Source organism: Streptococcus parasanguinis, assembly GCF_016648855.1.
In the GTDB taxonomy this organism is placed as follows: domain Bacteria; phylum Bacillota; class Bacilli; order Lactobacillales; family Streptococcaceae; genus Streptococcus; species Streptococcus parasanguinis_L.
On record NZ_JACLQU010000003.1, the window covers coordinates 1 to 22,662 of the forward strand.

At 42.1% G+C, this 22,662-nt stretch carries 17 protein-coding genes; 3 read left to right on the forward strand and 14 right to left on the reverse strand.

What is annotated here, in order from left to right; genetic code table 11:
• Positions 1-87: 87 nt before the first annotated feature.
• The 3 genes from H7T92_RS02710 to H7T92_RS02720 form a co-directional block, all read right to left on the reverse strand.
• The gene (locus tag H7T92_RS02710; protein ID WP_201036950.1) at positions 88-816 is read right to left on the reverse strand and encodes a pseudouridine synthase; all 729 of its coding nucleotides are present in this window, start codon (positions 814-816) and stop codon (positions 88-90) included.
• 2 nt (positions 817-818) lie between these two features.
• Complete coding sequence (locus tag H7T92_RS02715) at positions 819-1,970, reverse strand: MFS transporter (protein WP_201036952.1); 1,152 nt, start codon at positions 1,968-1,970, stop codon at positions 819-821.
• Positions 1,971-2,075: 105 nt separating this feature from the next.
• Positions 2,076-3,239, reverse strand: a complete 1,164-nt coding sequence (locus H7T92_RS02720; protein ID WP_201036954.1) for an MFS transporter — start codon at positions 3,237-3,239, stop codon at positions 2,076-2,078.
• 143 nt (positions 3,240-3,382) lie between these two features.
• On the opposite strand from H7T92_RS02720, the gene H7T92_RS02725 reads away from it, so the two are divergent.
• Both H7T92_RS02725 and def read left to right on the forward strand, forming a co-directional pair.
• The gene (locus H7T92_RS02725; RefSeq protein ID WP_201036955.1) at positions 3,383-4,069 is read left to right on the forward strand and encodes a cyclic nucleotide-binding domain-containing protein; all 687 of its coding nucleotides are present in this window, start codon (positions 3,383-3,385) and stop codon (positions 4,067-4,069) included.
• Positions 4,070-4,129: 60 nt separating this feature from the next.
• Positions 4,130-4,744: a peptide deformylase gene (def, locus tag H7T92_RS02730; RefSeq protein ID WP_003004253.1), complete on the forward strand. Its 615-nt coding sequence runs from the start codon at positions 4,130-4,132 to the stop codon at positions 4,742-4,744.
• A gap of 126 nt (positions 4,745-4,870) precedes the next feature.
• Here the strand turns inward: def and H7T92_RS02735 are convergent, their stop codons facing one another.
• From H7T92_RS02735 to H7T92_RS02760, 6 genes are all read right to left on the reverse strand, one after another.
• A complete protein-coding gene (locus H7T92_RS02735) occupies positions 4,871-5,539 on the reverse strand; it encodes a DUF443 family protein (protein WP_201036957.1) in 669 nt (222 codons plus the stop codon).
• A gap of 55 nt (positions 5,540-5,594) precedes the next feature.
• A complete protein-coding gene (locus tag H7T92_RS02740) occupies positions 5,595-6,263 on the reverse strand; it encodes a DUF443 family protein (protein ID WP_049473305.1) in 669 nt (222 codons plus the stop codon).
• 206 nt (positions 6,264-6,469) lie between these two features.
• Complete coding sequence (locus H7T92_RS02745) at positions 6,470-6,700, reverse strand: GlsB/YeaQ/YmgE family stress response membrane protein (RefSeq protein ID WP_003010011.1); 231 nt, start codon at positions 6,698-6,700, stop codon at positions 6,470-6,472.
• Between the two features lie 9 nt (positions 6,701-6,709).
• Positions 6,710-7,951: an aminopeptidase gene (locus H7T92_RS02750; RefSeq protein WP_201036959.1), complete on the reverse strand. Its 1,242-nt coding sequence runs from the start codon at positions 7,949-7,951 to the stop codon at positions 6,710-6,712.
• A 361-nt stretch (positions 7,952-8,312) separates the two neighbouring features.
• On the reverse strand, positions 8,313-11,165 hold the full coding sequence (locus H7T92_RS02755) for an AAA family ATPase (RefSeq protein WP_201036961.1): 2,853 nt from the start codon (positions 11,163-11,165) through the stop codon (positions 8,313-8,315).
• A gap of 168 nt (positions 11,166-11,333) precedes the next feature.
• The gene (locus tag H7T92_RS02760) at positions 11,334-11,597 is read right to left on the reverse strand and encodes a type II toxin-antitoxin system RelB/DinJ family antitoxin (RefSeq protein WP_201036963.1); all 264 of its coding nucleotides are present in this window, start codon (positions 11,595-11,597) and stop codon (positions 11,334-11,336) included.
• Positions 11,598-11,778: 181 nt separating this feature from the next.
• Here H7T92_RS02760 and H7T92_RS02765 point away from each other — a divergent pair, with 181 nt between their 5' ends.
• The gene (locus tag H7T92_RS02765) at positions 11,779-13,581 is read left to right on the forward strand and encodes an NACHT domain-containing protein (RefSeq protein WP_201036965.1); all 1,803 of its coding nucleotides are present in this window, start codon (positions 11,779-11,781) and stop codon (positions 13,579-13,581) included.
• 108 nt (positions 13,582-13,689) lie between these two features.
• Here H7T92_RS02765 and H7T92_RS02770 read toward each other — a convergent pair whose 3' ends face one another.
• The 5 genes from H7T92_RS02770 to H7T92_RS02790 form a co-directional block, all read right to left on the reverse strand.
• Positions 13,690-18,084 (reverse strand): PolC-type DNA polymerase III, encoded by a 4,395-nt coding sequence (locus H7T92_RS02770; RefSeq protein ID WP_201036967.1) that lies wholly within the window; start codon positions 18,082-18,084, stop codon positions 13,690-13,692.
• Between the two features lie 198 nt (positions 18,085-18,282).
• Positions 18,283-18,687, reverse strand: coding sequence for a DUF3592 domain-containing protein (locus tag H7T92_RS02775; RefSeq protein ID WP_463260735.1), 405 nt, complete (start codon positions 18,685-18,687; stop codon positions 18,283-18,285).
• Positions 18,688-18,831: 144 nt separating this feature from the next.
• Entirely contained in the window at positions 18,832-19,200 is a 369-nt protein-coding gene (locus H7T92_RS02780; protein ID WP_225305921.1) for a hypothetical protein, read from the reverse strand.
• 191 nt (positions 19,201-19,391) lie between these two features.
• Positions 19,392-21,974, reverse strand: a complete 2,583-nt coding sequence (locus H7T92_RS02785; RefSeq protein ID WP_150905257.1) for an SA1320 family protein — start codon at positions 21,972-21,974, stop codon at positions 19,392-19,394.
• Positions 21,975-21,986: 12 nt separating this feature from the next.
• Positions 21,987-22,601 carry a hypothetical protein gene (locus tag H7T92_RS02790; RefSeq protein WP_375788263.1) on the reverse strand — a complete coding sequence of 205 codons (615 nt, stop codon included), beginning with the start codon at positions 22,599-22,601 and terminating at the stop codon, positions 21,987-21,989.
• Positions 22,602-22,662: the final 61 nt, after the last annotated feature.

Sequence of the window (22,662 nt, forward strand, 5' to 3'; positions counted from 1 at the left end):
AGAGCCCACTCAACCACTGCGTCTTGCTCGACAATCCAAAAACAATTGAGAGGCTAGGACTTTTGTCCCAGCCTCTTGGTTTTTTGCTTATAAAGGAACACCGAAGACCTCTAGGGACTTGAGTTCTGAAGGATGGAGTCTTCGCCATTCTCCCAATTGAAGAGTTGGATCTAGCATTAGAGGACCCATAGAGATCCGCTCTAAATCTGCCACTTCCTTGCCACAGGCAGCGACCATGCGCTTGACCTGATGGAATTTTCCTTCAGCGATTTCGATTTCGACATAGGAGCTGGCATTTGCCTCATTCACCTCTAAGATCTGCAATCTCGCGGGCAAGGTCGTGAAGTCTTTGAGGGCAATGCCTGCTTCAAAGCGGGCTACATCTACCTCATCCATGATCCCAGCCACTTGGGCACGGTAGACCTTCGACACATGCTTCTTCGGTGAAAGCATGGCATGGGCGAGCTTACCATTATTGGTCAAAAGGAGCAAGCCATGGGTATCGATATCCAGGCGCCCCACAGGAAAGACTTCCTTGTGACGGGCTGTCTCATCCAATAGATCCAAGACAGTTTGGTGATGGTCATCCTCAGTCGCTGAGATGACTCCAGCTGGTTTATGAAGCAGATAATACACAAAGGTTTCATGGACCAGATTTTCCCCCATAAAGGTCACCTGATCCTTAGCTGGATCAATCTGTAGTTTCCCTGCTGTCTCTTTTTTGCCATTCACTGCGATTTTCTTTTGCTTGAGGAGTTGCTTGACCTCGGTCCTACTCCCCACACCACAATCCACTAAAAATTTATCTAGCCGCATGATTACTTCCCGCTCTTTCGCACAATCCAAAGGCCAAAAAAGGAAATCAGGATCATGAGGATACCAGAAAATCCAAAAATGAAGACTGGAGCAGATGAGATCGTCCCTAATAGACTAAGGACAAAGGTCGTTGCGATCGAACCTGTACTACATCCCAAAACCGCAATGGACGTTGCCTGGCTCAAGACCCCTGCTGGCATCTTATCAGATAAGACATTGTAAACTGTTGTCAAAGCCACACTGTAGGCGAAGCCAGAAGCAATGGTTACAAGGGCAAGAATCAAGAGATTTGGAGAGACCCCGATCAACATTTGGGCCACACCATAAGCTACTCCCGAAACCAATAATAAACGATCACGGAATAGATAGGTCAAGGGCGAGAAGGCCAAACCTGCCAAGATCCCAACAAATTGCATGGCTGCTAATATAACCCCAGCAGTTTGGGCAGTGCCATGTCCAACTTGTTCTACCACACTTGGAATCCGAACGGTGATCATGACATTGGACAAGACGATAGCTGCCGCAACGACCGCTAAGCCGAGCGTAGTCCGCCATTGTCCCCCTGTCATCTTGACATCCCGGTGTTTTTCCTCCACTGCTTCTGTCTTAGATCCATAAGGCACAAATAAGAGATACAAAAGTAAGATAGGAATACTGATGCCGTAAACGAGAAAGGCAGCCTGCCAGCCAAAGCGAATCAAGAGGCTGACTCCAAAGGTTAAAACGGCCGTCCCAACAACCTCTGCAGAACCACGAATGCCAAGGGTTTGAACGCGTTCTTTTCCTTTATAGCGCTCACTGATAATGGCAATGGCAGAAACATTGAGCAAGCCAACCGCCATCCCGAAAATAATCCGAGACAAAAAGACAACCGGATAGGCTGGACTGATTAAGGGAATAAAGCCACATAGAGCGTAAGCAACTAAGCCTGTCACAATCATCTGGCGCTCTGAAAATAGGCGCCCAATCCATTTATTGAAGATGAGTGAAACCATGATCCCTGCAGAAGGAAGCGAGACCAAGAGCTCAATCATGCTATGAGGAATTCCCTTGTAATAGGCAAACATGGCCGACTGCGCACTCGAAATCGAAAACGAGGTCGTCAAAATAAATGAAAGCGCGAGAATACTCACTTTCTCCATGATTTTTTTCATTATTCTATCCTTTAAACTAATCTTTTTTTCACACTCCTCCTATAATAACACGAGCTAGTGAAAGGACGCAATAGATTGAATTAAAAAAACGAAATGATTTCTCCATCATTTCGTTCGTGCTAGTAATTGTGAGGCAAAGACTCCCGTTCCAACCATCAAAGCACCAATCCAGACAAAAAGCAGATGATTGTTAGGAGCTAGTGGCGTCACCAACTGGATGAAGAAAGAAGAGAGGGCCGATCCGAGATTGCAGCCGATCAAGACCAGCGAGGTCGCAAGGTTCAGGAGATTGGTCGGGATTTTTTCAGATAAGTGATAAAAGATACTGGTGACCCCCGTACTGTAGGTAAATCCTGCTAAAAGGGTTCCTATAACCAAGCTCCATAGCTGGCTGGACAAGCCAATCAAGGCCAAAGCCAGACCGAAACCAAAGCACATGATCATGAGCAAGTTCTTTTTGAAAACATGTGTCAAACTGGCAAAGCCTACCCCTGCGACAATCCCTGTTAATTGCATCAGACTCAAGACGGTTCCAGCTGTTGTCGCTGTTCCCATACGAGCATCAACGATGATATCCGGCACGCGCAGACTAATGATGGAATTGAAACAAATGATGATACCAGCAATCACAGCTAGCATCAGACTAAAACGCCATTGAGGGGAGCGAAGACGTGCGGAACCTTTCTTTTTCTCCTTCAAGCTAGCCTGTTTTTGCTCCTTAGGATAAGGGACAAAAAGGAGATAGAGGAGTAAAATCAAGTAACCACCACCATATACGGCAAAGATCGCTGGCCAGCCTAGGGGTAAGAGTTGTCCCACAATAAAGGTCAAGATGGCAGAGCCCACCACTTCAGCAGACCCCCGATAGCCCAGCATCCGGGTCTTATCATTGCCTGAGTAGCGCTCACTGATAATTGAAATAGCCTTGGCATTGATCATTCCTGTCCCCAAGCCAAAGAGCAAACGACTCAGAAAGATGAGAGGATAGTCCTGCACGACCAAAGGCAAGAGGCCACTAGTTGAAAAGAGCAAGAGCCCTGCGACAATCATCTGGCGCTCACTCATCCACCGCTCGATCAGGCTATTTAAAAAGAGCATGGCTACGACCGCAAAGGCTGGCAGGGAAACCAAGAGTTCCACCTGGCCTGCTGAATATCCGAAGTGGCTAAAATAAGCCTTCATAGCCGGCAAACCAGCTGTAATTGAAAAAGATGAGATCAGCATGAGCGACAAGCTCAAGAGACTGATTCTTTCCATTGTTTTTTTCATTTTTTATTTCCTACACTTTACTGGTAACATTTGATTTTACTAGTTTTTCAGAAAAGATTCAAACTAGTATTTTCAATAGAATCCTAGTATAATCAATTTAGAAATAGAAAAACAGGACATTTGTCCTATTTTAGGAGAGTGAGATGAAAAAAATTTCCCCATCTACCAGACTCAAGGAGATCATCACAGACTACCAATTGGACCAGATCTTTCCAGGTGACTGTCTCAGCCAGCTGGACCTCGTTCTCTACCAGGCTGGAGATTATATTTGCCGCCAGGGTTCTGAACAAGATGTCATTCCTTATTTTCTCAAAGGCCGGCTCAAGATTATCCACAGTCTTGAGAATGGCAGCGACACCATCCTTGAAATCCAAGAAAAACCTGGACTCTTAGGAGAGATTGAGCTCCTGCTCGATCGGGTCTGTATCACATCGGTCATTGCAGACCAAGACTCGCTAGTCGTTCAGCTCCCAGCCCAGCACTTTAAGAAGCGCCTCCTGCTTGATCCAACCTTCTTGCGCTCTACGGCCAAGACCTTGGCTGAGAAATTGCACCAGATCAACTATTTGGCTCCTGCCAACTTTCATTATTCGGTCAAGGAACGCCTTGCTACACATTTTTTGGAACATGGTGATGAAAATGGGACCCTCAAGCCCAAGATGAATCAACTGGCCCTGCGTTTTGGGATCAGCTACCGCCACCTTAGCCGCGTCATCAAGCAGATGATTGACGAGGGCTTAGTCCAAAGAGAAGGACGGGTCTATACGATTTTAGACCGAAAAAGAATGGGCGACTTGTCCATCAAACATGCGGAAACCGCCGACAGATAACTTTAATTTTAGGCTCTTTTGTGATATCATGGAGGATAGAAAGAAAGTGAGAGTAAAACGATGAAAGCAATTGAAAAAGTTACAAGAGCATCCCATTTGATTGATATGGATGACATCATCCGCGAAGGAAATCCAACACTTCGAGCTGTTGCGGAAGATGTGACCTTCCCTTTGTCTGATCAGGAAATTATCCTGGGTGAAAAAATGATGCAATTCTTGCACCATTCTCAAGACCCTGTTATGGCTGAAAAACTTGGCCTCCGTGGAGGAGTGGGACTCGCTGCCCCTCAGCTGGATATCTCAAAACGGATTATCGCTGTTTTGGTGCCCAATCCAGAAGATGCCGATGGCAACCCACCAAAAGAAGCCTATAGTCTTCAAGAAGTCATGTACAATCCAAAGGTTGTCGCCCATTCCGTTCAAGATGCGGCGCTTGGAGACGGGGAAGGCTGTCTCTCTGTAGACCGCAATGTCCCAGGCTATGTGGTCCGCCACGCGCGCGTGACGGTGGAGTATTTCACAAAAGACGGTGAAAAGAAACGCATCAAACTCAAAGGCTACAACTCCATCGTCGTCCAACACGAAATCGACCACACCAACGGCATCATGTTCTATGACCGCATCAATCCAAACAACCCATTTGAAATCAAAGAAGGCCTCTTGATTTTAGAATAGGCGTAAATGACAGAAATACCTAACTGAGAAAGCTCTCGGTTAGGTATTTTTCTTGTCTAAAACATTCTTTTAAGGCAAAAAAGCAGATTGATGTTACTCCTACTTCTGAGTATCACTCGACTGGATCTACTTGACTTTAGCTTTAAAAGAGTAGATTGGGGAATAAAAAATTAAATTCCCAGATGATAAAAACAGAAATGATGAGATTAATAGACCAAAATGTATTATAAAATTGGGCTCAAAGTTTATTAAAATTGCATAACATGCTGCAATGAACATTACCATAGGAATAGTTGCATATGTTAGTGGTAATATTATGTTCTTTGTGTCTGCTGGGAAACAATATACTTTTCGAGGTGTTTTATCTGCCACAATTTCATGCATCCCTTCCCCTCTACCCATCCAAATCCGAAGTCCCACTACAAAAATTAAAATCAACATCATCAAGGATAGATTAAGCAAGTGAGAGATAAAATTGAGGTATTTTTCTATTGGAAACGCCCTTGCTAATAGCATGGAGGTTACACCTAGACCAAGCGAGGTCTTCCCAATTTTGTTATTCACTAAACTCTGATGCTTCTTGTCTCTTTCAAATACTTTTGGAGCTATGGCTCCTACTTCATCCTCTGTTAGCTGATAGGCTTTATGAGGAATAAAAAAAACAAACCATGGCAGAAAATAGGTGATAATAATCGGACGATCGACCTCCATCAAATACCACTCTCCGTCAACTTTTAATAAATGATAGCGAAAGTTCATTTTCGGCAACCGTTCGATTTTTGCTGGTTTAAACATAGATGATCCTTTCTTGATCGTTTTATACTTTAGAAGAAAAACGAATCTGCTCTTTTCATTTTTTTACTTTTGCCTTATAATCCTCACCTGAAGCATACAATAATAAATTACCATGTGATAAAAAAACCAATGAAAAAGCAAACAAGGCCACATGAGATATTAGATTTGGTTTACTGGTACTCAGAACAAAGTAAAATGTTACACTTGAAAGAAATAAAGCCAATGTTACTAATAGAAGATTTTTTAGTAGTAACCTAAATCTTACTGGGCGACAATAGATTCTATTAGCTTTCTTTGAAGGCTTTCTGACCGTCTCTTTTTTCCCAATGCTGATCCAGATACGAATCCCAAAAGCAATACATAGAACAACTACCATTAGCACTAGATTCAGTAGATGGGAGCTAAAATATAAATAATCTTCTATCGGAAAGGCTCTGCCTAGTAAAACTGCTAAGGAACCAGCACCAAGAGCTGAAATCCCTGCTTTAGACTGACTTGAAAGTATGTTCCTATCTCTTTCAAGCACTTTTGGAGCTAGGACTTCTACTTCATCCTCTGTCAGCTGATAAGCTTTATGAGGGATGAAATAAACAAGCCACGGAAGAAAATAGGTGATGATAATTGGACGATCGGCTTCCATTAAATACCACTCATTCTCTACTTTTAACAAACGATAGCGAAAATTCATTTTCGGCAAACGATCGATTTTTGCTGGTTTAAACATACACGTCTCTTACTTTCTATACTGTTTCATTCCTAGACGGAGAATCTGAACTAACTTTTCACCAGTCTACCACAGCCATAATTATCTTATTTATTCATAACAAAACATACCTTCCATGATACCTGATTTTACTTTGATGATCAAGTTTTGACTAAAAAAGAGGTTGGAAGATTTCCAACCACTCTATCTGTTTTAGCAAGTTAAACCTAGCTTCCTCTTTCCCAGAAGATGGCTAATAAAATCATGGCACCAAGAATCGATGGGATAATGGCTGTACCGTTTAGGCTTGGTCCCCAAGCACCAAAGAGTAATTGTCCTAAAAAGGCACCAATCCAGCCCAGGAACATTTTCCCAAAACATCCCATGCGTTCGCCACGATTGGTGATAGCTCCAGCTAGAAGTCCGATCAAAAGACCGACAAACATACTTCCAATCATAGTTTCTCCTTAAATTGCCCAATCTCCATTACGGAAGACTGGGACGCGGGTACCGTCTTCTCGGATGCCGTCGATATCCATTTGGCTTGAGCCGATCATGAAGTCAACGTGAACGTCTGAGCGGTTGAGGCCGGCTGCTTCGAGTTCTTCTTCTGTGAACTCTGCGCCCCCTTCTACGCTGGTTGCATAGGCTGCCCCGATGGCCAAGTGGTTAGAGGCATTTTCATCAAAGAGAGTGTTGAAGAAGGTAATGCCTGACTGTGAAATTGGGCTTGGATCTGGTACGAGGGCACATTCACCCAAGGCACGCGCTCCTTTGTTCTTGAAGACCAAATCTTTCATGACTTGATCGCCTTTTTCAGCTGTGATATCCACAATTTCTCCATTTTCAAAGGTCACTTTGATGCCTTCGATGATGTTTCCATTGTAGCTAAGCGGTTTTGTGGAAGTGACATAACCTTCTGCACGACGGAAGTCAGGAGCCGTGAAGACCTCTTCTGTCGGCATGTTTGGCAAGAAACCTTCACCTTGGGCATTGATAGCTCCGGCAGATTCCCAGACGTGGTTCTTCGGCAAACCAAGAGTCAAATCGGTTCCTGGCGCTGTGTAATGAAGGGCTGAGAATTGTTCCTTATTCAGTGTATCTGCCTTGCTCTTGAGAATAGCTGCATGCTCTTCCCAAGCCTTGACTGGATCTTCTTCGTAAACCCGGCAGGTCTTGAAGATTTGATCCCACAGGAGATCCACTGTTTCTTCATCGCTCGTCGCATTTGGGAAGACCTTTTTCGCCCATTCTAGTCCTGCTGCTGCAGCAACTGTCCAGCTGACCTTGTTGGATTGAGTAGCGATGCGCATTGGTTTCATAGCCATGCCCAAGGCCTTGGCAGAGGCAGAAAGCTTCTCTGCATCAACACCATTTAAGGCACCTGGATCAGACGAGCGCACACCCAAGCGACTGGCCTTGTGTTCCAAGAGGTAGTTCATCTCTGCAATCTTGTAGTCAGGCACATTGTCCAAGCGATCCATCGGTGCATGGAGGAATTTTTCCCGGGTAGTAAAGTCATCCGCCCATTGGACAATGACTTCGTGCGCCCCCAAGGCATAGGCTTCCTTCACGATCAAGTGGGCCAATTCTCTTTGTTCCACATCGATGTTCAAGACCAAGGTATGACCAGGTTGCACGTTGATGCCATTCGCCACCAACAATTTAGCGTATTTTTCGAGGTTTTCTTTAAAATTTGGTAAAACCATTTTTTTCTCCTTCATAAGTGAATGATCTTCTCCTAGTATACCACAAGTCCATATAGAATTCTTTTAGAACGTAAACAACCTTTTTTAATATAAGATAGGTTAAGTGATTCTGAAAAGAAATAAAAATGAGTTCTTTTTAGAACGAATCAAGAAATACCGAAACTTTCCGCTGTGAGAAAAATGCCTGAAACTATTAAGTTTCAGGCACTCGGAATTATTGAGACCTTAGGTTCAATAATTAGTCATGGAACTTCGTAGAAGTTCGCTGACGTCCGTACTCACCTAAGGAAAGTTTCTAAGAAGACTTTGTCTTCAACTGAAAGGATTCCGCTCCTGCAGAATCCTAATTCTTCTTTCTCGATCAAGGAAGAACATAGCCTTGATCATCTACTGTATGGGGATGCCCAGAATTGCCATTCTCCCTCAAAGCTTCCAAATCTTGATCCAAAATCGAATTGTAATCCGTACTACCTTCACGGGTTACTCGCGTCGATACTTGGCGCAAGAGTTTTTCATTGAGATTGCGGACCCAGCGACCATTACTATGGTCATTGGCCCGCATATAATTTTCTTTCACAATCTCTCCGTAAAGAGCTTCATTGACTTGGTAGCCTTGCTTGCGCAATCCCAACAGACCGATCTCGACGATCTCATCTGGGCTGTAGTCTTCAAAATCAAATGTAGTTGGGATCCGGCTTTGCAGACCTGAATTGACCTGCAAGAAGTCGTGCATCTCTTTTGTGTAACCAGCAAAGATAATAACGATATCGCGGCGGTGGTCCTCCATAAATTTGAGGACTTCGTCCAAGGCTTCTTTCCCAAAATCGTCATTTAAACCGGTATAGAGCGTATAGGCCTCATCGATAAAGAGGACTCCCCCCAGTGCACTTTCTAGGACTTCGCGCGTCTTCAAAGCTGTTTGACCTTGGTAGCCTCCAACCAGATTGCTCCGCGAAACTTCGATGAATTTCTTCTGTTTGATAACCCCTTTTTGGAAGAGGATATTGCCCAAAATGCGGGCCACAGTCGTCTTCCCTGTACCAGGATTTCCAAGAAAGAGAGAGTGCAAGGTCGTATCTTCAACGATGCCACCTTGTTCAGCCCGTTTTTGGTTGAACTCAGCCATGGCCACGAATTGTTCGACTTGCTCTTTCACCTTGGCAATTCCAACCAGACGGTTGAGGGCAGCCATCCCATCTTCTTCCTTGTCTGCTCCTGCTTGATACTTGCCTTGGTTAAGAACAGCATCGATATCGCTATTGAGGATGGTCTCAATATCGTCAGAACCTTGGGCCACCACCCGATCCGCCATGGTCTTGGTCAATTGCTCATCCAGGTTACGGATCCAGCGACCATTGCTCTTATCTAGCGAGCCATCATAAGCCCGCTTAACATGCCGCGCATAGTAATCCCGGTCTTCGAGTTTGTAGTCTCCTTTGCTCAGGATCATTTCACCTAGTTGGACAATCTCATCTCCTGTGAAATCTTCAAAGATGAAATTATTTGGCACCCGAGAACGAAGGCCTGGATTGGTCTTTAAGAACTCCTCCATTTCCTTGGTATAGCCGGCAAAGATAATCATGATGTCGTCACGATTGTCCTCCATAAATTTGAGGATGGTATTGATCGCCTCGATCCCAAAGTCCGCACCGCTGTCCTTTTTATCCAAGCTATAGGCTTCATCGATAAAGAGGATGCCTCCTCGCGCTTTTTCAAGCAGGGCTTGGGTCTGTTCAGCAGTTCCTCCAATATTCGAAGAGATCAGATCGGACTCCGTTGCTTCCACAAAACGGAATTCCTCCCCTGAGAGGACACCTGCATCAAAGAGCACTTGTCCCAACAGACGGGCCACAGTGGTCTTTCCTGTACCAGGGTTTCCCATAAAGGCTGCATGGAGTGTTTGCTTTTCAGGAGCCTTGCCACTAGCGATTCGTTTCTTGTTAAATTCCACCATGTTGATCATTTTCTTGATCTCATGTTTAACTTTTTCAAGACCGATCAGGCTATTGAGTTCCTGAAGAGCATCTTGTTTCTTCTCTGGTCCAGAGCCCGTTGTAGGGGTTGATGCCACCGTTGCATCCGTTGCCTGTCCCGTAGCAACGACTTGCGCATTGCCCTTGGCCACTTCTCTGCCAATGAGATAGTCACAACCATCCTCGATTTCCTTGGTCAGATCACGCGCATCGCCCTGCCTATAGGTTATGGTGCCTGCCTTCACAAAGGCCCCACTTTGAAGCCGGATATTGGGATCCGCAATCTTATGACAAATCATATGCTCAGCCATCAGCACACTCTCATCAAAAACTCCAAATGAAATGGTTTGGGTATTCTCATTCAAGAAAGTCGTTTCTCCAGTCAAAGAAGCAAATGATGCTTCATAGACGCATAAACATTCTGAAAATGTAGCCTGGTGAGCTCGGATCATACTATTGTATGAATTGATGGAGGTCATACGATCCGAATCCGAATTGAATTGAACATTGTTGTCAAGACAGATTCCAGTTCCTGTAGGCAACTCTATTTTACAGTTTTCAGATTCCCAGATGACATTCCTCAACCAAACTGGTGGAAAATCATTTTCCAGATCCCCGCCTGTAATCGTTGAATTTTTTGCGATCACTTCTGAGTCCTTGGCATGGATCGTATTATTCCCAAATTTTTCAATTTGGACATTTTCTAAGGTCAACTTGGAGCCTTCTGACAGATCTATCTTAGAAAAAATCGTTGAATTGCGAATGGACAATTCCGAAGCGGACATACCGATGGCACTTTGGTGTTTTTCCGGAACCTTCATTCCGACTCCTTCCAGTGTCAACTTCGAATGCGTATCCATATAGATAAAAAATTCATTATTTGTTGGAGTGGTGATTTCAAAATAGACCTGTTTACAGGTAATGTCTGAGCCATTCCATAAGATCAAGGCAGTATAGTTCCCACCAACTTTAAACCACAGATCTTCAAATGTCACCTGAGCTCCCTCTACAAATCGGAAAGAAGCCTCAATGGTGTTGTTAAACATGCGCCCATTGCCATTTGGATTTGGGACCACATGCCCCACAAAATGAAGGTTCTTGTCGATCTCGATCACTTTATTTGTCGGCCATTGAAAGACATACCCATTTTCAAACTCGATGGTATCCCCATCCTGCGCTTTTTCAATCGCATCCATAAAGTTCCAACTATTGTTGTAAGGACCTACTAAATATCTTGCCACGCGCTTCTCCTCTGTTTCATTTTTTTGGAAGAACATCCATTGTTTTTCTGTTTCCTGTTTACAAACACTTGTCACTAAAAATTGTAACACAATCCAGATCCAAAGAAAACACTTATCCGGTCTGAACGGACTGAAAAGGAGCAGCACATTGTCTGCCACTAACGAATCCTAAGCACGTAGGTCCTCCATCAAGTCTGAGACTGATTCATAGGGATGACTCATATTCCGATTTTGCTCTACATCCGTTACGACTTGGAGCAACTTACCATGATCGTCTAATTTAACAACAAAAGGTAAGCCCTGATATTGAATAGCCTGACGAAGGAAAATGTTGATAGCCGTTGTCATATCCATTCCTAAAAGATTAAACACCAGTTGGGCCTGCTCCTTAACCTCACTATCCAAACGGATACTCATGCTCGTCTTTGACATATTCTCACCTTCTTTCTATAGACTATTTTAACAAAAAGAAGGTTATTGTAAATCCAAAACAAATACAATTAATATACAATTTTTGTTCAATATATAAGTTAAATGATCCTTTATCTTAAATTATATTGACATAAGAAATACAACGTGCTATCCTATTATCAAATTACACAGGAGCAAAAAGATGGTGGACAAAATCTTTAACAATGAAATTGCAAAACAATTTACTAGTGCTATTCTGGATAAATACTTTTCACCTATTATTTCCAAAACAACTGACAAATTTAAAGCGCTCTACAATGAGGCAAAAATTAATCTAGAGATTCCTTTCCAAGATTATTTAACAAATTCTTATGAAAAATATAGTAAAATCAAAACGATTATCTACGGAATTGAGCCCAAAAGACTGTATGATTTTTTTGAAGTTCCTTTTTTAAAAAAAGGCTCAGACATCATCAAGCCCTCAACAACAAGAGTACTAACTGATATCTCAAAATTTTTAATCATTGAAGGTTCTGGTGGAATTGGTAAATCCACTCTCATGAAACACCTTTTTCTAAGTGAATTAGAATTAAAAGACTATATTCCTATTTTTATTGAATTAAAAGATTTCAACGACGAGAATCATTTAAACCTTGAAAAATTATTGTTAAAAAAACTAAATCAATTTCACAATACATTTCAAGAAGAATATTTAGATTATGCACTTCAATCTGGATGCTTTTTATTCCTATTGGATGGCTATGATGAATTGTATAGCGAAAACCAAAAAGAATTTTTCAAGAAGTTAAATGATTTTTGTGATAATTATCCTGAAAACCATTACATCCTTTCTTCAAGACCTTATAGCGAATCCGAATTCATTGAATTTCAACGTTTCACAGTTTTAAAAGCTGCCCCTTTTGCTAAAGAACAAGCTATTAGTCTTATTACTAAAATTGAATATCCAGATGAGGAACTTAAAGATAAATTTATACGTGATTTAGAGAGTGGTTTATATGATAGACATAAGTCCTTTACTTCAAACCCTCTGTTACTAAATATTATGCTCTCCACTTACAATGACTATGCAGAAATTCCGAAAAAATTACACCTATTCTATTATCAAGCATTTGATACTATGCTCTCTAAGCACGATGCTACGAAAAGCTATAGACGCGAAATGTTATCAAATTTAAGTGCAGATACTTTTAAAGAGTGTTTTGCAATCTTCTGTTTTTTGACATACCAAAAAGCAAAAACAGAGTTTACATTCCTAGAGATTGAAGATATTTTTAAAAAATTTCCTCCTCGAATTAAAAGCGTTCTCAATATAGGTAATTTTATCCATGATTTAGAAAACTGCCTATGTGTATTATACAAAGAAGGATACAGATACAAGTTCTCCCATCGTTCCTTCCAAGAATATTTTGTTGCTTATTTTCTAAATATACAAACGGATACTAAGATGCGTGACTATAGCTTTCGTCTAATAGAATCAGGAAAATTTAGCACCCGTGCAGATTCAGTATTTTTTATGTTAGAGGATATGAATCCCCATCGCTTCAACAACAACATATTAATTCCGTTATTAGATGAATTTGAAAAATCTAAAAATAGCGATGAAGACTTGCTGGAATACTACATACTCAATCTTCCTGTAGTGATTGAGGTTAATACAGAGTCTAGGAGTATTAGAGATTTTGAAGTAAGGTTTTATACACCAACAGAGCCATCACATAGTTTTATTTATCATTTTTTTGAAAAAACTATCAAACCAAATATGTATAAATCATCGGAGACTGATGATAGTCAGCTAATTTCATTCTGCAGAACTAATAACTTAGTATTCAAAGAAATAGATTCTAGGGAACTTATAAAGAATGAAATTTTATTTAAATTATTTAAAAAATCCTGGATTGGCCAACATATACTCTCTCTTACTCATTACAAACGGAAATTGATAGAAGATTTAATAAAAGATGAGATTGCCTTGGAGGATTGGTAATCCGATCGTTATATATTTATTTTAACAATTAAAAAATAACAGAATATTAAACTATCCTGTTATTTTTTAATTCATAAACATATCCATTAAATTAGAGCTGTCTACCTCTTAAAACAAATCATCAAACAAACTCAACTGGTTGTCCTCTGGCATATTACCAAGAATGCCCATCTCATCCATCTTTTCAACCAGTGTGGACGAAACTCCGCCGCGCTTACGGAGCTCGGTCTTAGAGAGGAATTCTCCTTCTTCACGCGCCCGCACGATTTGCTTGGCAACGTTCTCTCCCAGACCATCCATAGCGACAAATGGCGGAATCAATGTATCCCCATCAATCAAGAATTCTGTCGCCTGACTGCGATAGAGGTCTAGCTTACCAAACTTGAAGCCCCGCTCCCACATCTCATTGACAATCTCAAGGGTGGTGTAGAGATCGATCTCGACGTTGGAAGCTTCATTGTTCTTGCGTTTCTCAGCGATTTCCTTCATCCGCGCTTTCACGGCTTCAAGGCCGGCCCCCATGGTCTTGATGTCAAAGGCCTTGGCCCGAATAGAGAAGTAAGCACAGTAGTAATAAAGTGGATGATGCACCTTAAAGTAGGCCACACGAAGGGCCATCATAACATAGGCCGCCGCATGGGCTTTCGGGAACATGTACTTGATCTTCCCACAGGACTCGATGTACCATTCAGGAACATTGTTTTCCTTCATGGCTTGGATGTAGCCATTGCGCTCTTCTTCTGAGATCTTAAGCCACATCCCTTTCCGCACGCGCTCCATGATGGTAAAGGCCATCTTAGGCTTGAGACCCGCGTGCATGAGGTATACCATGATGTCGTCCCGACACCCGATAACGGTCGATAGATCGGCAATGCCCGCCTTGATCAAGTCTTGGGCATTTCCCAACCACACGTCAGTACCGTGAGACAGACCAGAGAGCTGAAGTAACTCTGCGAAGGTCGTCGGATGGGTCTCTTCGACCATGCCCCGAACAAAGTTGGTCCCAAACTCTGGAATCCCCAACATCCCTGTCGGCGTTCCAATCTGCTCGGCTGTCACCCCTAGCACTTCTGTCCCAGAAAAGAGGGCCATAACCCCTGGATCATCCATAGGGATATCATTTGGATCAATGCCTGACAAGTCTTGGAGCTTCCGAATCATGGTCGGATCATCATGTCCCAGGACATCGAGCTTGAGGACGTTCTCATCGATATCGTGGAAGTTAAAGTGAGTGGTCTGCCATTCAGCTGTCACATCATCTGCCGGATACTGGACCGGAGTAAAGTCATAGACATCCATATAATTTGGAATAACAACGATTCCCCCCGGGTGCTGACCGGTCGTCCGTTTGACCCCAGCTGCACCGAGAGCTAAGCGTTCGACCTCGGCATCTCGGTAATACTTGCCAAAATCACGCTCATAGCCCTTGACAAAACCATAGGCGGTCTTAGCTGCAACCGTACCTACCGTTCCTGCCCGAAAGGCATATTCTTCCCCAAAGATATCGCGGACATCCAAGTGGGCACTCGGCTGGTCTTCCCCAGAGAAGTTCAAATCGATATCGGGTACCTTGTCCCCATCGAAACCAAGGAAGGTTTCAAAAGGAATATCCTGGCCATTTTTGCTGAGTTGGTGGCCACAGTTTGGACAATCCTTGTCCGGCATATCAAAACCAGATCCATAAGAACCGTCTGTGATGAATTCACTGTACTGGCACTGACTGCAGACATAGTGAGGCGAAAGCGGATTGACCTCGGTGATCCCAATCATGGTCGCGACAAAGCTGGATCCGACAGATCCACGAGATCCAACCAGGTAGCCCCGCTCATTGGAACGATGCACCAGCATTTGCGATGCTAGATAAATCACGGCAAATCCATTCCCCAAGATAGAGGTTAGTTCCTTTTCAATCCGCAGATCGACAATATCAGGGAGCGGATTACCATAAATCTCAAAGGCTCGCTTATAGGTCAATTCCGCAACTGTTTCTTCGGCCTTGTCGATAAATGGCGTATAGAGGTCCCCCTTGACCACTTCGACTGGCTCAAAGGTCTCTGCAAGCGCATTGGTGTTTTCAATGACAATCTTGCGCGCTAAGTCTTCACCCAAAAAGGCGAATTCATCCAGCATTTCATTGGTGGTTCTGAAATGCGCTTTTGGCAGTGGCGCTGGCTGGGCATCTTCTCCGTGCCCGATGGTCCGGTTGATCATAGCCCCTTGACCGAGACTACGGACAATGATCTCCCGATAAATCTCATCTTCCGGCTCCAGATAGTGGACATTTCCTGTCGCAAGAACAGGCTTGCCGAGGCGATCTCCCACTTCGATCAAGCTCTTGATAATGGTCTGGAGCTCGTCCATGTCCTTGACCTGCTCCTTGGCAATGAGGGGCGCATAGATAGCCGGTGGCATAACCTCGATAAAGTCGTAGTACTTGGCCACTTCGACTGCCGCATCCACCCCTTGCGACATGACCGCATCAAAGACTTCCCCTTCTGAGCAGGCCGATCCGAGGATCAAGCCTTCGCGGTGGGCGTCCAACACGGTTTTGGGAATCCGTGGGACTCCTTCGAAATACTTGGTCCCAGAAAGCGAGACCAGTTTAAACATGTTCTTAAGGCCGGTCTGATTCTTGACATAGAGAGTCGCATGCTTGACCCGCGCCTTCTTATAAGAATTCTCATCGATCAAATCGATATTCAAGTCCTTAAGATTGGTCACCCCATGCTTTTCAGCGACATCTTTGATGAAGATAAAGAGCAAGCGCCCCGTCGCTTCCGCATCGTAGTTGGCCATGTGGTGGTGCTCCAAGCCTACCCCAAAGCGCTTGGTCAATGGCCCCAAGCCATGCCGTTTAAAATCTGGATAGAGGTTACGGGCAAATTCCAGGGTATCGATGACTGGTTGAGTGATCTTGGGAAGACCATGACGCTCATAGTTGGCATTCATGAAGCCCACGTCAAAGGTGGCATTGTGGGCGACAAGAACGGTTCCCTCACAGAAGGCCTGAAACTCCTTCAAAACCTGCACCAAGGGCTTGGCACCCCGGACATGCTCATTGGTGATCCCTGTCAATTGGGTCGTAAAGGCAGACAGAGGATGTCCCGGGTCGATAAACTCGTCAAACTCCTCAATGACATTGCCCTTGTACATCTTAGAAGCAGCGACCTGGATCAAGTCATTGTAGATGGCTGAAAGTCCCGTCGTTTCCACGTCAAAGACCACATAGGTCGCTTCATTGAGGTCCAGGTCCACCTCATTATAGGTGATGGGCACCTTGTCCTCTACGATATTGGCTTCCATCCCATAAATCAGCTGGATCCCAGCTTTCTTGGCTGCTTTAAAGCCATGCGGGAAACTCTGCACATTGCCATGGTCAGTGATGGCCACCGCCTTATGCCCCCACTCAGCTGCCTTGGCGATCAGCTCTTCGACTTCCGGCAGGGCATCCATAGTCGACATATTGGTATGGGCGTGGAATTCCACCCGGCGCTCACCCTCTGGCATCAGGTCCTTGCGGGCATAATGCACGACTTCCTGGATATCTTGGACATTCATGGTCAAGTCGCGCGTGAAATTGTTCATTTCGATATTTCCCCGCACCCGTAGCCAGCTGTTCTTCTTGATCATGTCAAACTTCTGGGCTTCTTCCTCATTTTTAACCCATTTCTGAAGGGAAAAACTCGAGGTATAGTCGGTCATCTTAAAGCTGATCAAGACCCGACCAGTCCGCGTCACCTTGTGCTCCACGTCAAAGACCACACCCTCAAAGACAATCCGGTTCTCTTCTGTTGTGATCTCGATCATCGGAGTGATCTCAGCCTTGTCTAGCTTAGGTTTAGCCGCAGCCTTCTTAGCCTTGAAGTCAAAAACTGGCTTTTCTTCAACTACTGGTGGCGGAGCCATCTGGGCCAAGGATTCCATAGCCCGCAAGGTCTCTTCATTGGCCGCTTGGAAGATCTTTTCATTTTCCTCCTCAAAGCGCGCCACTTCTTGCTCTGTCAACTCCTCATCAGACTCCACCCGACAGGTGAAATGCGGAAAACCAAAGGCTTCCAACTGCTTGGCAAGGTTGGGCAAATGGTTCTTACGAAAATGCTCCGTATCGACCGAAGAAGGCCCTGAGATGATCAATTCCTGCCCTTCCGCGCGCACCTGCAAGTCTTGGTAGAGCCCCTTAAATCCTTGACTAGCACAAGGTCCATCCTCAAAGACCTCACGATAGTAGGCCTGCAATAAATCCGCAGAAAAATCCTGATTGGCCACTTGGATTGTAAAGGTCGCCTGGTTTCCTGTCTTTGAAAATTCGTCCTTCAAGCGCTGGTGCAATTCCTTAAACAAAGCAATGGGCAAGACTTCCGCAAAGGCAAAGCGGAACTCCCAGACCCGACTGACCTTGTGCACCACGACTTCTTGAATCTCCGCATGCAAAAAGGCACTGGAAGATCGCATCTCCAGCGGCATATCCAGCTGATCCATTAAAATTTCAAAGGTGTTGGACATTGTTTCTCCCTTGATCTTGATTCTTTTGCTCGCTTTTGACTGGCCCGACTCTATGCAAAACCAGACCATTCAAAAACATTCGTAACCCTTATTTTATCACAATTTAAGGATTAATTCGAGGGAGAAGTGAAGACAAAAAAATCACCGATAGGACGGTGATTTTTCTTCATCTTGTATTTATTCAGTTAGCCTGAGCCATCATTTATACTTCATCCCCATGACGATGGACACAACTGCTAAAATAGGCAATAAAATTAACATCCAGATTCCAATCCACATTTCCCGCTTATAAGATTTATCTAGCCCACTATAGCGTTCAACGTATGATTCTTTTGGACAAGCTGGATTATACCAGACCGTCATGGTCGATCCCAGTGGAAAAGCATCTTGAAAAAGATTGCCCTTTGAGACTACAGAATTGGTGTAGATGGTTATCCTTTGCGCCATCAAATCGTTATCACTGGCCGCTTGATTCGTTTTCCAAGGGAGGGTTACCCGCACTACCCGATAATATTTCAGACTATTTCGATAGGTCTGACCATCCACTCTATATTCGACAATTGGAGCCGCTACTATCTGTGTCCTCTTATAGCCAATTACCACTCCCTCAACGCTCTTTGAAGAGAGAGTCTTAATCCTAAGTTCTCTTCTATAAAAATATCCAAAAAAGAGTACTTCAAACAAAGGAAATCCAATAACGGCTACAGCAATTACGATAAGTATTCTGATATCCGGCATACCCAACACCTACTTCATCATAATGTCTGTGATGCTCAGACTCATCTTCGTTCCATCTGTTATACTTTCAACAATTGATTGTTGCTCCTTGGTCAAAGGAAGCAAAAAGATCGTTGCCGATTGCGTTGGTAATGTGCCATTTTCAGAAATACTATACTCGACTAACTGATTTTGATATATAGGTTGTCCATCATAACTCCAATTGAGCTTAAACTCTGCATCATGATCAATATTCGTTGTCGTTTTGTTGACCAACATAAATACTACATATTCTTGTTGGTTCAAAGTATAGGTACTCCCTGTATAATACAAAGTGATCTCACCTTGCTTGCCAGCCTCCGGATGCTCCTTAGCCAACTTCTTACCCAGTTCGATCAAATCAGATGTTTTTCCTTTCAGTAGTGGTTAAAAGTACTGTAAGAATTAAAGGCCTCTTGTTTTCTATGTTCAAGGTTCTGAACTTTATTCTCAATATCAATGCCATAATAAAAACACCTCAAAAGTTAGATTTTTCTGTCTAACTTTTGAGGTACAGTTCAAAGGGGCTCTCTATAAAATAATAATCATTATCAATTTCCAAAACAATCATCAATAACGTGAGATACATTCCCCATCAGATTCGTCATATCTCCTAGTTTGTATCCTAGCGCACCTGATGCGGCACCTGAAGATAAACTTTCCAAATCTCCTTTCAAGTTAACAAAGCGAATTTGTAATGATTTAATAACCGTCGCAACTGCTTTTTGAGCACGAACAATACCTTGTAAATGAGCAGCTCCATAAAAAGCATCCTCCATCCCATTTCTAAATACTGGTTTGAAACCTCCTAACATAGTCAATACCGTATTAATTGTTGTCGATGCTGTGGTCAAATCTAAATCTACAGAATCAATATCTGAAATAGCAGTTCGAATTACACCTGATACCGAAATAAGTGGCTCTACAGTACTATAAAGTTTTTTCTTATTTTTATCATCAGATTTTAACTTGTAGTATATTTTAGTTGGAAATTCATTAACAATTGTTTGGAGATCATATTTAGCAGTGGTCATCACCTTGTTTGTATGTTCAACAGCAGCTTTTACACTATCAAGATAATCACTAAATGCTGGAGACATTTGATTGGCTAAAGCCTCAGATTTAACATCTATTTGATCGTCAAAAGCACTAATTACATCACGATCATCGAATATACCACTCTCCTCTAAGTAAGCATTATAATCCTGTGAAACACTAATATTTACATCTGGAATCGAACTGAAATTTAAAGTGTCAATATTTCTGGCCAATCCTCTATCAGTTTCTTCTAAAGCTGATTTAATAAGCTCAGCTACTGAAATAGTATATGAAATGCAAGAGATAATTGTTTGAATATTTTGTGCTAACACTTTTAAAATTTCATCAACAGCTTGTGGAATTCCATCACCAAAATGAGAGCGATTTGCCAATCCATTTGTACTTTTTTCAATCATATCTTCAAATGAATTCACAAGTTCTGCACCTTTGGTTCCAAACTTCGTATACATGTTTGCTTGAGGCCATATATTCCCGTATTTTCCTTCAGAAGCTATTTTATGCATATTGATATCTGCCTCTATATTTAAAGCATTTGAGTTCATGCCATTCAGCTTAGAAGTAATTGCTCCATGATTAAATACATTTCCAGCACTATCTAAATAATCATAAAATATACTGGAACCTCTCCAATCAAATTTTCTTGAAAACTCGTATGAATCATAGTTACTAAGTGTATCAAAAGTTCCTGTAATACTATTATAGTGACTATAAGCCTTGTCTATCTTTTGGATAGCTTCAATTAAACTTATCGATTGTAAATGTTGGAAGACCACCTCCTTAAGATTATTTATGCGACTCGACAAATTATTCATAACATTTTCATTTGCTTGAAGAGTTTGTTGAGTAACTGATGCTAAATTTTGTGCCTGCTTTAAACATACTTTTAAATTAGTAATCAAAATTGTCATAGATGTAGTATCTATTTTAACTTGTAGTGAATCTCCACTTTTTGGTAATAAATCTCTAGTAGTTGTATTTTCAGGAGTGACCGCAAAATCAAGAATACCATCTCCTTCTATATCAACAGTAAATAATTGTTCTAAAACTATTTGCTTTGTATATTGCATAGCTTCTTCACTTTTTCTATATGCTGTCATATTATGATAAATTGGTAAATCAATTGCAACAACTCTCCCTGGATATTTTGTTTCCATGCTTATTCCAGCAAAATCTAGTATTCCTGGAGTATTAGCATCTAACAACCATTGCAAAAATGCTCCATCTAGTGCCTGTCCTTCAAATTGAATTTCTAATTTATTTTGATTCCATACTAAATTAGTCAATACATCACGAGTTGAGGAAAAAGTAATTGATTGTCCCTTGTAATTTTTCCTTAATTCTTCTATCCGCTTAGCTTCTTTTTCCGAGGATTTTAACATTTCAGGAGAAATATTCTTTAAAGATGAAAAGTAGGTCCAGTATTGCTTAAGCACTTTATCACTTGGCATACTCAGCCCTGTTTGATTAGTTTTCACTTCAACCATGGTTTTGAAATGATCAAAATCTTTATTTACTAGAATCTCATTAAATAATTTAGAATCTCCGTCCTTAATCATCTGCTGAGCAGTTTTCCCATTTACTGACTGAGGAGCCCCCTGATACCCGTAATTGTATGGTACTTGTCTTTCTAACGCTACTCTTCCAGCCTGAAATTCTCCATAAGAATGTCCTGTTGTTGTTGTGATATAGTTTCCTTTTGCTTCTACTCTATCATAAAAATCAAGTGCAGGTTTGTTCTTTTTTTTAAGATATAATGAATCATTGATACCAATTGCAGCATCTACAATAATATCTTTATGACCGTCAGCTTTATAGTTGGTTCCTGCGTAGGAAATATAGGTTTCCTCAGTCAGTTTGTCTTTAACCGCAATTGCGGCAACACCAGAATCTTTATCGTACATGGAGTCGACGATTTCATAACTCTTTGTATTGATACCAGCTTTTTTTAAAACATCATCAGCTTTGAGTGTTGGATCTTTTTGACCGGAAGTATATGCCTTCTCGTATTCATAGACCGCATCCGACAATACAGCCGACATTTCTACTCGACGGTTACTTTTTTCGATTCCGTTCATTAACTACCCTCCCTATTTTTTAAATATCGATAGATCAATTTGAACTGACTTGTTCTTCGATTCCATGAGTATTGAGAAGCCATAAATTGTACCACTAGCACAATCTAATCTAATTCGACAGTTCGTATCTTTTGGTAAATCATACTTATTTTTTAGATATTTATAGAGTTCAGAGTGATTTTCTGGTTGGTAGATGATATCACGCATGTCTGTTTCCGCACTCTTAAAGGTTTCTTTCACATCTAAAGATGAAAAATAATCTCTTTTAACAACTAAATTAAGAATTTCCTCATCAAACAAAGGAGTTATCTCCGATCCATAATTAAGCTTGCCATTAGAATAAGTAACAGGGACAGTCTCTTTATTACCCTCGGTTTTTATTGTATAGTCTCCCTTAATATCAGATTGAGTGATATCTAAATCTACTAAATATCTTTTGACTTCATCTCCGTTTTCTATATAAACACGACTTCTATAAGCTTCTAATCCAGTAAACCCCTTCTTATCTTGTTCCAAAAATTTAAACATGGGCTCAAACGTTTTTTCAAATTCGTACTGTTCTTTTGTTCTGTTTTTGGGAATAGTTTCTCCCCCAAAACTACATCCAGTCAATGTTGTTGCTGTCATAAGTATAACTCCTCCTATCAGTAACCATAAAATTATTTTTATTTTTTTCATCTTTTTTACT